The organism is Aeromicrobium endophyticum (genome assembly GCF_003586285.1).
Taxonomy (GTDB): domain Bacteria; phylum Actinomycetota; class Actinomycetes; order Propionibacteriales; family Nocardioidaceae; genus Aeromicrobium; species Aeromicrobium endophyticum.
Map to the genome: position 1 here is coordinate 198,950 of NZ_QUBR01000003.1, position 12,644 is coordinate 211,593.

General features: G+C 71.3%; 12 protein-coding genes and 1 tRNA gene. 5 read left to right on the forward strand and 8 right to left on the reverse strand.

Going from position 1 to position 12,644, the window contains the following annotated elements; genetic code table 11:
* Positions 1-2: 2 nt before the first annotated feature.
* Positions 3-1,589 carry a chitinase gene (locus DX116_RS19155; protein WP_119705899.1) on the reverse strand — a complete coding sequence of 529 codons (1,587 nt, stop codon included), beginning with the start codon at positions 1,587-1,589 and terminating at the stop codon, positions 3-5.
* A 217-nt stretch (positions 1,590-1,806) separates the two neighbouring features.
* Between DX116_RS19155 and DX116_RS19160 the strand changes: the two genes are divergently transcribed.
* Entirely contained in the window at positions 1,807-4,005 is a 2,199-nt protein-coding gene (locus DX116_RS19160; protein ID WP_233556957.1) for a glycosyltransferase family 2 protein, read from the forward strand.
* A gap of 81 nt (positions 4,006-4,086) precedes the next feature.
* Here the strand turns inward: DX116_RS19160 and DX116_RS19165 are convergent, their stop codons facing one another.
* From DX116_RS19165 to DX116_RS19180, 4 genes are all read right to left on the reverse strand, one after another.
* Positions 4,087-4,536 (reverse strand): OsmC family peroxiredoxin, encoded by a 450-nt coding sequence (locus DX116_RS19165; protein WP_119706004.1) that lies wholly within the window; start codon positions 4,534-4,536, stop codon positions 4,087-4,089.
* Positions 4,537-4,603: 67 nt separating this feature from the next.
* Complete coding sequence (locus DX116_RS19170; RefSeq protein WP_119705901.1) at positions 4,604-5,743, reverse strand: N(5)-(carboxyethyl)ornithine synthase; 1,140 nt, start codon at positions 5,741-5,743, stop codon at positions 4,604-4,606.
* 72 nt (positions 5,744-5,815) lie between these two features.
* Positions 5,816-6,493 (reverse strand): GNAT family N-acetyltransferase, encoded by a 678-nt coding sequence (locus DX116_RS19175; protein WP_119705902.1) that lies wholly within the window; start codon positions 6,491-6,493, stop codon positions 5,816-5,818.
* A gap of 57 nt (positions 6,494-6,550) precedes the next feature.
* Positions 6,551-6,622 (reverse strand) — tRNA-Arg (locus DX116_RS19180).
* Between the two features lie 52 nt (positions 6,623-6,674).
* On the opposite strand from DX116_RS19180, the gene DX116_RS19185 reads away from it, so the two are divergent.
* The 4 genes from DX116_RS19185 to DX116_RS19200 all read left to right on the forward strand — a co-directional run bounded on the left by DX116_RS19185 (position 6,675) and on the right by DX116_RS19200 (position 11,060).
* Positions 6,675-7,079 (forward strand): response regulator, encoded by a 405-nt coding sequence (locus DX116_RS19185; protein WP_199716175.1) that lies wholly within the window; start codon positions 6,675-6,677, stop codon positions 7,077-7,079.
* Between the two features lie 256 nt (positions 7,080-7,335).
* Positions 7,336-9,000: an arginine--tRNA ligase gene (gene argS, locus DX116_RS19190; RefSeq protein WP_119705904.1), complete on the forward strand. Its 1,665-nt coding sequence runs from the start codon at positions 7,336-7,338 to the stop codon at positions 8,998-9,000.
* Positions 9,001-9,003: 3 nt separating this feature from the next.
* Complete coding sequence (gene lysA, locus DX116_RS19195; protein WP_119705905.1) at positions 9,004-10,398, forward strand: diaminopimelate decarboxylase; 1,395 nt, start codon at positions 9,004-9,006, stop codon at positions 10,396-10,398.
* Positions 10,399-10,400: 2 nt separating this feature from the next.
* Positions 10,401-11,060 carry a DUF1345 domain-containing protein gene (locus DX116_RS19200; protein ID WP_199716176.1) on the forward strand — a complete coding sequence of 220 codons (660 nt, stop codon included), beginning with the start codon at positions 10,401-10,403 and terminating at the stop codon, positions 11,058-11,060.
* Here DX116_RS19200 and soxR read toward each other — a convergent pair.
* From soxR to DX116_RS19215, 3 genes are read right to left on the reverse strand one after another with little or no spacing between them, the layout of a single operon-like run.
* Positions 11,044-11,520, reverse strand: a complete 477-nt coding sequence (soxR, locus tag DX116_RS19205; protein ID WP_119705906.1) for a redox-sensitive transcriptional activator SoxR — start codon at positions 11,518-11,520, stop codon at positions 11,044-11,046. The genes DX116_RS19200 and soxR overlap by 17 nt on opposite strands.
* Before the next feature lie 29 nt (positions 11,521-11,549).
* A complete protein-coding gene (locus tag DX116_RS19210) occupies positions 11,550-11,861 on the reverse strand; it encodes an AzlD domain-containing protein (RefSeq protein ID WP_119705907.1) in 312 nt (103 codons plus the stop codon).
* On the reverse strand, positions 11,858-12,553 hold the full coding sequence (locus tag DX116_RS19215; protein WP_233556959.1) for an AzlC family ABC transporter permease: 696 nt from the start codon (positions 12,551-12,553) through the stop codon (positions 11,858-11,860). Before DX116_RS19215 ends, DX116_RS19210 begins: the two co-directional genes overlap by 4 nt.
* Between the last annotated feature and the right edge of the window lie 91 nt (positions 12,554-12,644).

Below are 12,644 nucleotides of genomic sequence, written 5' to 3' on the forward strand. Positions count from 1 at the left end.
CGTCAGTCCGTGTCGGCCGAGGCGGCCGCAGCCGCCTGTCGGATCTCGGCGTCGGTCAGCTGACGCCACGGCGACGGCTCGTTCTGGGTGGCACGGGCGTCGGGGCTGACGCCCGTCGAGTACCACTTGGCCACGAACGCCGTGCCGCGCAGCATGACGCGCTCGCCCTTGCGGTAGGCCGCGCCCTGGTCCCAGGCCGGATAGGTGCCGCTGGGCAGCGTGGGCACCTGGACCGGCTTCTCGCCGGGCAGCACCGGCCCGATCAGCCGCCACGGCGAGGCGCTCTCGTCGACGACCGGGTCGTCGGGGGTGTCGCCGAGCGTCCACCACTTGGCCACGTAGGCGTTGCGGTGCCACACGACGCGGGTGCCCTCGACGTACGTCTCGTCGGCGCTCCAGATCGGGTACGGGCTGGTGGCGGGATCGTCGGCGACGGGATTGTCGGCGGAATCGCGTCCGCCGGCCCGGCCGCCCACGACGGGGGTGACCTCGGTGCTGTCGGGGCTGCCGGTCATGGTGCCGCGCAGCAGCGCGGCGAACGACTCCGCGCCCTGGTCGACGCCGCTGCACGAGTTGGAGACCACGGTGACGTCGGGGTAGTTGGCGCCGCACGTGCGGTCGCGGTTGAGCGACCACATCGACATGCGGCCGAGGCCCTTCTCGGCGGCGAAGGCGCTGAGACCCTTCGCGGCGGCGGTCGAGAAGATCTCGCCGGGCACGTCGTTCTGGCCGATCATCGGGGTCGCACCCATGCGGCGCCACAGGGTGGCCGAGCCGACGTCCTGGCCGGCGCGGGCGTAGACCTGTCCGAGCTGTCGGTGCGTCGCGGTGAGGGCCGAGGTGGACGCGTCGAGCATCGTCTGGTCCTTGGCGCGGCTGCCGCCGTAGTCCATCGTCATGACGTTGACGCCCGACAGCTCGACCTTCTGCTCGAGCATCGCCGCGACCACCTGACGTCCCTCGGTCGACAGGCCCTGCGGCGAGACGGGCAGCGTCAGCCAGACGCGCAGGTTCTTGCCGGCCTTCGCGCGGGCGACCTGGAGCGCCTTGATGGCCGCGGCACGGCGCTGCGTGGCGGCGGCATCGGCCAGCGCCGGGCCCTCGATGTCGAGGTCGATCGTGCGCACGTCGTACCGGTCCACGACGGAGGTGTAGGCGTCGACCAGCTGGGAGGGGTCGGTGCACGCCGTGGAGAGCTCTGAGTTCGCGGCACCGCCGAACGAGACCACGACGCTGCCCCCGGCCTGGCGCAGCCGCGCGATGCGACGGTCGAGGTCGATGTCGTCGGACGCCGCGTCCAGCGAGTACGCGCCGCCCCAGGTGGGCGAGCAGGCGCTGTCCGGGTCGGCCACGACGAACGACAGCACGATGTCGCGCGCTGCCTTCGACGCTGGCTGCTCGAACTCGTAGAGCGGGGTGACGGTCGCGTCGACGTAGCCTGCGTACCAGGCGGCGCCGTGCGAGCCGGCCGCCTGAGCATCCTGCACGTGGCGCCAGCTGGACGTGCCGGCGAAGGTCAGTCCGCCGACGATCGCGACCAGGATCGCCAGCCGGGGCACGGACAGGCGTCGTCCATCGAATCGGCCCACGGGCCACGCTCCTCATCGTTCTCCCCGAACGCCCCATGGTGACATCGCGGGCAGGGCCGCGCGGAGCCGGGCGTCCTCGGCCACTACTGTGTCGCCGGGGGCCGACGAGGGAGACAGGGTCGTGCGACTCAGGGGCAGGGCGGACCGGACCGAGACGAAGACCCGACGGCAGTGGGGTGCAGAACGCCGGTCGGAGCCGTTGTCGATCATCCATCCCGTGCCGAGCGGCTCCAAGATCACCTGGGGCCGGGTGGGCATCGTGGTGACGATCCTGGCGTGGATCGGCTACGTCGTCTCGACGATCATCCGTCAGTTCATCGACTACGGCGGCAGCTTCCGCTTCACGATGGAGGCGCTGTCGTACCTCGTCGTGGTGACCTTCCTGACCTTCTCGGCGCTGATGTACCTGGTCGCGCGACAAGGAGCGCTCATCCGCTTCCGCGACCACACCCGGGCGCCGCGCGGCATGCTCGACCGGCACTTCGGCGACACCAGGAGCCAACGGCTGACGGTCCTGGTGCCGTCGTACGCCGAGGAGCCCGACGTCGTCCGGCTGACGCTGTGGAGCGCTGCCCTGCAGGAGTACCCCTACCTCGACCTCGTGCTGCTGATCGACGACCCGCCGAACCCGACCGACCCCGACGTGCTGGCCAAGCTCGAGGCCACGCGCCGCCTGGCCCCCGACATCGAGGAGGCGCTGCGCGAGCCGCGCGACCGCTTCCAGGGGTCCCTCGAGGCCGCCGCTGCGTACCTGGCGACGCACGACGTCGACCGCAAGGCCGTCAAGACGCTCCTGCGCGAGTACCGGGCGGCGGTGGCCTGGTTGAAGGCGATGGCCGAGCAGGAGGACGTCGTCGACCACGTCAGCGAGTTCTTCGTCGACCAGGTGCTGGTCGGTCTGGCCAACGAGCTCAACCTGACGGCGATCGCCCTGCAGGCAGCCCTCGACCAGGGCGGACTGCCCGAGGCCGACCGGGTCGAGGAGCTGCACCGCCGGCTGGCCTGGATCTTCCGGGCCGATCTCACCAGCTTCGAGCGCAAGCGGTACGCGTCGCTGTCGAACGAGGCCAACAAGGCCATGAACGTCAACTCGTACCTCGGGCTGATGGGGCACGTGTGGCGGCCGCACGACACCGCCGCCGGCCTGATGCTCGACGAGGTCGAGTCGGCCGAGCCGGGCGACCTCGTCATCCCCGACTCCGGCTACGTGCTCACGCTCGACGCGGACTCGCAGCTGCTGCGCGACTACTGCGTGCGCCTGGTCTTCTACCTCGAGCAGAGCGAGAACCGGCACGTCGCGATCATCCAGACGCCGTACTCGTCGTTCCGCGGTGCGCCGACCCGCATCGAGCGGATCGCGGGCGCCTCGACCGACCTGCAGCACATCCTCCACCAGGGCAAGACCTTCCACAACGCGACGTTCTGGGTGGGGGCCAACGCCGTCATCCGCAAGGAGGCGCTCGAGGACATCGTCGAGGTGCAGAACGTCGGCGGCTACGACATCAAGACGTACATCCAGGACCGGACCGTCATCGAGGACACCGAGTCGAGCATCGACATCGGCACCGCGGGCTGGTCACTCGTCAACTATCCCGAGCGGCTGAGCTACAGCGCGACGCCGCCCGACTTCGGCTCGCTCGTCGTGCAGCGACGACGGTGGGCCAACGGGGGACTGCTGATCCTGCCCAAGCTGTGGGGCCAGGTGCGGCACCGGCGCCACAGCCGCGAGCGCGTGCACCTCACCGAGCTCGCCCTGCGGGTCAACTACATGGGCTCGATCGCCTGGGCCAGCTTCGGCCTGCTCTTCCTGCTGTTCTACCCGTACGACAGCCGCCTGCTCAGCCCGCTGGTGCTGGCTGCGGCGCTGCCGTACTTCGTGGCGATGGGCAGCGACCTGCGCGACTGTGGCCACCGGTTCTCCGACATCTTCCGCATCTACGGCTTCAACCTCGTGCTGCTGCCGGTCAACCTGGCCGGCGTGCTGAAGTCGATCCAGCAGGCGTTCACGGGCGAGAAGATCCCGTTCGCCCGCACGCCCAAGGTGCGCAACCGCACGGCGGCCCCGGCCTGGCACGTGCTCGTGCCGTACCTGATCGTGGGGTTCTCGATCCTGACGGCCTACCGCGACTTCAACCAGCACAACTGGGGGAACTTCAGCTTCGCGGTGTTCAACGCGGTGCTGGCCGGCACGGCGATCCGGGCGTACATCGGGCTGCGCGCGTCCTTCGTCGACATGGGCCTCGGCGTCCTCAACTGGCTGTACGTCGAGCGTCGTCCGAAGAAGGTCGCCGCTCCCGAGCCGACCGATGCCGCCATCGACTGGGCGGGGATCCTGTACTTCGGCGACCGCCGTCTGGCACGCGACCTGCGGCGTCCGGACGACCGGCGTCGCCGCGTGACGCGCGCGCGTCGCTGACCGTCGCGACGTGCGACGACCCGCCCCGGTGCTCCTCGAGGAGCGGGGCGGGCCGTCGCGTGTCGTTCGGACGGAGGCGGGTCAGGCCGTCTCGAGAGCCGCGTCGAGCGTGATCTCGGGGACGGACGCGAGTGCCTTGCTGAGCGGGCAGCTGACCTTCGCGGCCTCGGCGGCCTCGGCGAAGCCCGCGTCGTCGATGCCCTCGACCTCGGCGCGCACCGTGAGGGCGATCTTGTGGATCTTGAAGCCCTGGTCGTCGGGGTCCTCGCCCAGCGTGACCTTGGCCGTGGTCTCGATCGTGACCGGGGTCGCGCCCTTCTGGCCGAGCAGCGCGGCCAGCTGCATCGTGTAGCAGGACGAGTGCGCGGCGCCGAGCAGCTCCTCGGGGTTGGTCGCTCCGCCGCCGTCGTCGGACGAGCGCTTCTTGAACGACATCTCGAACGTGCCGAGACCGGAGTCGGTCAGCTCGACCTGCCCGGAGCCGTCCTCGAATCCGCCGTCCCAGGCGGTGCGTGCAGTACGTGTCGGCATGCTCATAACCTCTCGTCGATGTGTGTCACCGACGCTACTGCCGCCCGCGCGACGCGCAACCGGGTTCTCACGCCACGGGGTGGGGGAACTCGCTGTCGCGGTTCTGGAAGGCCAGGATGCCGGGGTTCTGGACGACGCCCTGGCGGATCTCGATCGAGCGCCGGACGGTCTCGTCGGCGTCCCACGACGCCGGCCCGGCCAGCACCTTGCCGAGGTACGGCAGCAGCGCCTGGCTGATCTCCCACGTCGCGGAGTTCCACAGGTACGACGGGCTGTGGTCGACGGCGTAGTACGTGACGCCGTGGCCGACCGTGAACGTCGGGTCGTCGAACGTCGTCGGCCGTGCCCACTCGAACCCCATGCCCTCGTCGCACGACACGTCGACGACGAGCGTGCCCGGCGCGAGGGTCGGCAGGTCGGCGTCCATCAGGAACGAGACGGGGGAGTTGGGGTCCTGCAGGACGCAGTTGACGATGACGTCGTGCTCGGCGAGCAGCGCCGGCATCGGCACCCACTGCTGGTCGACCAGGGCGCGGCTCTCGGCGGGGGAGTCGGCCGGGTCGAAGTGCACGATGCGTGCCGAGTGGATCGGCGCGCTGACGGCCGCGACGCCGCGCTGCGTGAAGATGTCGACGTCGTGGATGCCGTGCGAGGTCAGTGCCGTGACGGCGCCGCGCGCGGTCGCGCCGAAGCCGATGACGGCTGCGGTGAGCCGGCGGCCGTACGTGCCGGTCAGCCCGGCCAGCGACATGGCGTGCAGCACCGAGCTGTATCCGGCGAGCTCGTTGTTCTTGTGGAAGACGTGCAGCAGGAAGCTGCCGTCGCCGCCCCAGTGGTTCATCGCCTCCCACGCGACGAGCGTCAGGCGGCGGTCGATCGCGGCCTGCGTCAGCGCGGCGTCCTGCACGCAGTGCGGCCAGCCCCAGAGGACCTGCCCCTCGCGCAGCTCGAGCAGGTCGTCCGTGCTGGGCTTGGTCAGCAGGACGACGTCGCAGCGCGCGATGAGCTCGGCGCGCGTCAGCAGCCCGCCGACCAGCGGACGCAGCTCGTCGTCGGTGACGCCGAAGCTCTCGCCGTAGCCCTCCTCGAGGAAGACGTGCGGCCTGACCTCGTCGCTCAGCCGGTCGAGGTGGCGAGGATGCAGCGGCAGGCGCCGTTCGTTCTCCTTGGCCGTGCGGGCGATGACTCCGAGGTCGAGCAGATCCATGGGCACTCCGTCGTGGGTGTTTCCGCAGAGGTCCGCTGCTCGGCCGAGCCGGTCCGAAGGACTGCTGCGAGGCTACTCGGTGCCCGAGCGGCTCTGCGCATCGCGGCGGAACAGCTGGAGCGACCCGAGCGGCGTGAAGCCGGCCGACAGCACGGCACGCAGGCTGGCGGCGTTGCCGGGGGCCACGGCGGCCACCACGAGCTCGTCGTCCGGCACGGTGCTGAGCGCGTCGCCGACGAGCGCCGCACCCGATCCGCCACGGTGCGCGGGGTCCACCTCGAAGCTCAGCTCGCGCAGGCCGCCCACGCCGCGGGCCAGGGTCGCCACGGTCGAGCCCGGGTCGCCGGGACGTCCGAGCACCTCGACGTCGTCCCGCAGCTCGGCGGCCAGGCGTGCGCGCGGATGGTCGCTTAGGTCGGGGCGTGCCACGAGCCGGGGCCGGACGCCCGGTGCACCGGTGCCTCGACCGACCAGCAGTGCGTCGAGGCTGTCGATCCAGGCGTCCGGCCCGGCCAGGGCGGTGACGAGCCGGGGGTCGTGGGCGCCGCCGAATCCGTCGGCGCCCAGCGCGACCAGGTGCTCGTCGGCGATGTCGGGGGTGATCGCGAACACCGCGCGACCGGTGAACGCGACGACGGCCTCGAGCTGCGGGCGCCACGGCTCGACCCGCTGCCAGCCGCCGTCGGCGGCGAGGAAGTCGCCGTCGGCGAACGCGGCGATCAGGCGCGCGAGCGGGTGGTCGACTGCCACGGGCCCCTCCGCGTCTCGTGCGAGACCGCGGGGGGCCGCGGCACCGGAGTATCTCGGTGCCCCCGGGAGGATTCGAACCTCCGCTTCCGCCTCCGGAGGGCGGCGCTCTATCCCCTGAGCTACGGGGGCCGTTCGGCCAACTGCGGTGTGAGCCTACCCCACGCCCACTACGGTGGGTGCCATGCCCAGAGTGCTCGTCGTCGACGACACCGCCTCGATCAGATTCCTCATCCGCACCAACCTCGAGCTGGCCGGATTCGAGGTCGACGAGGCGGTCGACGGCGTCGACTGCCTCGAGATCCTGGCGCGGCTCGACGTCATGCCGGACGTCATCACGGTCGACGTCATGATGCCCCGCCTCGACGGCGTCGCGACGGTGGCGGCGCTGCGCGCCGATGCGCGTACGCGCGACATCGCCGTCGTCATGGTCTCGACCCAGGGCCAGACCGCCGACATCCAGCGGGCCACCGACGCGGGGGTCGACGCGTACGTCACCAAGCCGTTCGACCCGGACTTCCTCATCGTCACGATCGGCGAGGTGCTCGACCGGACGCGGGAGCGCCGCGAGGGACCGCCCATCTCTTGAAATGGGCTCGTGCCGGACGTACGGTTTTGGTACACGGAAAGGAGGTGGTCCGAAGAATGAATTCGTCTTGGACATGTGAGGTGGCTGTCCGCTAGTCGCGGACCCAGTTCAGCAACAACTGGACCGGTGACGGCGAATACCCGCAGTCATCCGACCCGCAGGGGGCCGAGTGTGTCCGCTCGGTGAGGGGCCTTCGCCCCAGCCCTGCGGGTCGTCCACGTCCGGAGCCCTCCGACGGGCCGATACGCTGGGACGCGTGACTCCTGACCAGCTCTCCAGCACGATCGTCCACGCCCTGACCGCTCTCAGCGACGCGGGGACGATCACCCTCCCGGACGGTGTGCCGACCCAGGTCACGGTCGAGCGTCCGAAGGTGAAGGAGCACGGCGACTACGCCACCAACATCGCGCTCCAGCTCGGCAAGAAGGCCGGGATGAACCCGCGCGAATTCGCGCAGCTGCTCGCCGACCAGCTGGCCACGGCCGAGGGCGTCGCGAGCGCCGAGATCGCCGGGCCCGGCTTCCTCAACATCCGGGTCGCCGCCGGCGCCCAAGGCGCACTGGCGCCCCAGATCGTCGCCGCCGGCGCGTCGTACGGCACCAGCGAGCTGTACGCGGGCCAGAAGGTCAACCTCGAGTTCGTCAGCGCCAACCCCACCGGCCCGATCCACATCGGCGGGGTGCGGTGGGCCGCCGTCGGCGACTCCCTCGGGCGCATCCTGAGCGCCGTCGGCGCCGACGTCACGCGCGAGTACTACTTCAACGACCACGGCGTGCAGATCGACCGGTTCGCCCGCTCGCTGCTCGCCGACGCCCGGGGCGAGGACGCACCCGAGGACGGCTACGGCGGTCAGTACATCTCCGACATCGCCGCGACCGTGGTGGCCAAGGTGCCCGGCGCCGCCGAGCTGCCCGACGACGAGGCGCTCGAGACGTTCCGCTCCGTGGGCGTCGACCTGATGTTCGCCGAGATCAAGGCGAGCCTGCACGACTTCGGCGTCGACTTCGACGTCTACTTCCACGAGAACGACCTGCACGAGTCGGGCGCCGTCGACCGGGCGATCGCGCGGCTCGACGAGCTCGGCGTCATGTACGACAAGGACGACGCGCGCTGGCTCAAGACGTCGGAGTTCGGCGACGACAAGGACCGCGTCGTCATCAAGTCCGACGGCGAGCCGGCCTACATCTCCGGCGACCTGGCGTACTACCTCGACAAGCGCGAGCGGGGCTTCGACCGCTGCCTCATCATGCTGGGCGCCGACCACCACGGCTACGTCTCGCGGATGATGGCGATGTGCGCCGCGTTCGGCGACACCCCCAAGGTCAACCTCGAGCTGCTGATCGGGCAGATGGTCAACCTCGTGCGCGACGGGCAGCCGCTGCGCATGAGCAAGCGCGCGGGCACCGTCATCACGCTGGAGGACCTCGTCGACCTCATCGGCGTCGACGCGTCGCGCTACGCGCTGGCCCGCTACTCGATGGACTCCACGATCGACCTCGACCTCGACCTGTGGGCGAGCCAGACCAGCGACAACCCGGTCTTCTACGTCCAGTACGCCCACGCCCGGCTGTCGTCGATCCTGCGCAACGCCGGCGACCTCGGCGTGACGATCGACGAGTCGACCTTCGACCCGTCGCTGCTGGTCGTCGAGCAGGAGGGGGCGCTGCTGCGCTCGCTGGCCGACTACCCCAAGGTCGTCGCCCGGGCCGCCGAACTGCGCGAGCCGCACCGCGTCGCGCGCTACCTCGAGGACACCGCCTCGGCCTTCCACACGTTCTACTCCGTCGCGCACGTGCTGCCCAAGGGTGACGAGGAGCCCTCCGAGCTGCACCGGGCCCGGCTGATGCTCGTGGCCGCCACCCGCCAGGTCATCGCCAACGGTCTCGACCTGCTCGGCGTCACCGCTCCCGAGAGGATGTAGTCGATGCGCTCCCACGAGGCCGGTGCCCTGCACGGCCAGGCCGGCGACCGCGGTCCCGCCTGGCTCACGAATCCCGACGACCCCAACCCGCTCGTGCCGCACCTGTGGTCCGACGGCGTCGCCAAGGTCGACGGCGTGCTGACCGTCGCGGGGGAGTCGGTGCTCGACCTCGCCGCCGAGTTCGGCACGCCCACGTACGTCATCGACGAGGCCGACTTCCGGCGCCGCGCGCGCGGCTTCAAGGACGCCTTCGTGGGCGCCGACGTCTACTACGCCGGCAAGGCGTTCCTGTGCGTCGCCGCCGCCCGGTGGATCACCGAGGAGGGGCTCAACCTCGACGTCTGCACCGGCGGCGAGCTGGCGGTCGCGCTCGCGGCGGACGTGCCGCCGTCGCGCATCGGCCTGCACGGCAACAACAAGTCGACCGCCGAGCTGCGTCGCGCGCTCGAGGTTGGCGTCGGTCGCATCATCATCGACTCGGTCGAGGAGATCGGTCGCCTGCGCGACCTCACCGCCGAGCTGGGCGTCACGGCGCCGGTCATGATCCGGGTGACGGCCGGGGTCGAGGCGCACACCCACGAGTACATCTCGACGTCGCACGAGGACCAGAAGTTCGGCTTCTCGATCTCCGGCGGCGACGCGCTCGACGCCGTCCGCCAGGTCGTCGCCGAGCCGGGCCTCGAGCTGCGCGGCCTGCACTCGCACATCGGCTCGCAGATCTTCGTCACCGACGGCTTCGAGGTCGCCGCGCGCCGGGTGCTGCGCCTGCACGCCCAGGTCGAGCGCGAGCTCGGCGTCACGATGCCCGAGTTCGACCTCGGCGGCGGGTTCGGCATCGCCTACACGACGCAGGACGATCCGTCGACCGCCGCCGACCTGGCCCGGTCGATGCTGAAGATCGTCGACGACGAGTGCCGCGCGCTGGGCGTCGCAGTTCCTCATCTGTCGATCGAGCCGGGACGAGCCATCGCGGGCCCGTCGACGTTCACCCTCTACGAGGTCGGCACCAGCAAGTCGGTCGCGCTCGACGGCGGTGCGTCGCGCCGCTACGTCTCGGTCGACGGGGGCATGAGCGACAACATCCGTCCGGCGCTGTACGGCGCCGACTACTCGTGCACGCTGGCCTCGCGCGCGTCCGATGCGCCCGCGGTGCTCAGCCGTGTCGTGGGCAAGCACTGCGAGTCGGGCGACATCGTCGTCAAGGACGAGTTCCTGCCCGGCGACGTCGCGGCCGGCGACCTGCTCGCCGTGCCGGGCACCGGGGCCTACTGCCGCTCGCTGGCCAGCAACTACAACCACGTGCCGCGCGCGGCGGTCGTCGCGGTGCGCGACGGCGAGGCCCGGTTGGTGCTGCGCCGCGAGACCGAGGCCGACCTCATGACGCTCGACGTCGGATAGCCGTGGCCGGGGCCCAGGTGACGCACCGGTTCGCGCTGCGCTTCGCGGCGATGCTGGTGGTCGCCGTCGCCGTCGGATCGGTCGTGGCGTCCTGGGACACCTGGGAGCTCGGGCTGGTGGTCGGCTGGGGTGCTGCCTGCCTGCTCTACGTCTCGTGGGTGTGGTTGCTGATCGGTCGCATGGACGCGGCCTCGACGGCCGAGCACGCCCGGCGCGAGGATCCGACCCGCGGCGTGTCCGACCTGCTGATCCTGGTCGCGTCGGTCGCCAGCCTCGGTGCCGTGGCGCTGCTGCTGGCCGAGGCGAGGGGGGAGTCGGACGCCCGTACGGGTGCGTTGGCGGCCACGGCACTGGCCGGGGTCGCCCTGTCGTGGCTGCTGGTCCACACGCTCTTCACGTTGCGCTACGCAGCGCAGTACTACGAGGGCGATGCGTCTGCCGGCGACGTGCGCGACATCGACTTCAACACCGACGAGCCGCCCCGCTTCACCGACTTCGCCTACGTCGCGTTCTCGGTGGGGATGACGTTCCAGATCTCCGACACCGACCTGCGCACGAGCCGGCTCCGCTCGCTCGTGCTGCGGCACGCGCTGCTCTCGTACGTCTTCGGCACCGTCGTGGTCGCCACGACGATCAACCTGGCGATCAGCCTGGCCGGTTGAGCGGCTCGGCCGGCGCGTCCGCGCGGCGCAGGCGTCGCGCTCCGGGGCCGTCGGCGCCGAGCGAGTCGCCGGGGTTGTAGAGCGTGCAGCTGCGCAGCGACAGGCAGCCGCAGCCGATGCAGCCGTCGAGGTCGTCGCGCAGCCGCTGCAGCTGGTCGATACGGGCGTCGAGGTCGGCCCGCCACCCGCGGGAGAGCCGCGACCAGTCGGCCTTGGTCGGCACGCGGTCGTCGGGCAGCGTCCCGAGGGCCGTGCGGATCTGCGCCAGCGAGATGCCCAGGCCCTGCGAGACGCGGATGAAGGCGATGCGCCGCAGCACGTCGCGATGGTACCTGCGCTGGTTGCCCGCGGTGCGGTGGCTCTCGATGAGTCCCTCCCGCTCGTAGAAGTGCAGCGCCGAGACCGAGACGCCGCAGCGCGCCGCGACCGTGCCGGGCGTGAGGTCGTGGGGTGGGGGCATACCTCGACCATAGGTGAGGTCTGCGGTGCTCAGGTGATCGCGCGGAGCCCGGCGGTGACCGCGACGGCGAGCACGACCGCGACGATCAGGGGCCCGCGGCGCAGCAGCACGACGCCCCCGACGGCGACGCCGACGGTGTGGGCCCCGACGTGCCAGCGGTCGCCGGTCGCGAAGGTGCTGGTGACGACGAGCGCGGCCAGCAGGGCCGGCGCCATGAGGGTGATGACGCCCGTCAGGCGAGGGGGCACGTCGCGCCCGCCGAGCGCGACGGGCCCGATGCCCTTGATGATGGCGGTGACGACGGTGCAGCCGGCGATCGTCCACCAGACGGTCGCCGTCATGCGGCTCGTCCTCGGCGCAGGCCCCACAGGGCGACGAGGCTCGCGGCCAGGACCGGCAGGCCTGCGGGCGCCACCTCGACGAGGCTCAGCGCCAGCAGCCCGCCCACGACGGCGATGACGAGCGTCGTGCGGTCCTTGACCTCGGAGATCACCAGGGCCAGGAAGAACGTCGGGTAGATCGCGTCGAGCCCGAACCGCGACGGATCGCTGAACAGGTCGCCGCCCAGCGCGCCCAACGTCGTCCCGGCGATCCACGTGACGTACTGCGGGGCGGTCGAGCCGAACAGGAACCACCGATCGAACGTCCCGTCGCCGCGGTTCGACATGGCCCACGACGCGTCGACGACCGCCTGCCCCTGCGCGGCGCGCCAGGCGGCCCGGCCCGGCAGCGAGGGGCCGAGGGCGATGCCCATCGGCAGGAAGCGGGAGTTCATCAGCGCGGCCGCTGCGACGGCCGCGCCGGCCGTGCCACCGGAGGCGAGGATCGACACGGCCGCGAACTGGGCCGAACCGGCGAAGACGATCGCCGACATGACGATCGCCGCCTCGGCAGGGAAGCCGGAGTCGCGGGCGAGGATGCCGAACGACATCGAGAGCAGGAACCCGACGGCGGCGTAGGGCAGGGCGGCCCGGAACCCCGCACGCAGTGAGGCGTCGCGCTGTCCCTCGCCGGGCACGGACGTCGAGCTCACAGGGTCAGCCTCCCAGCATGCGACTGCGCCCGGAGGGTCGGGTTTGACCTCAACTGCGGTTGAGGTTGTCGGATGGGTGCATCATCACGAC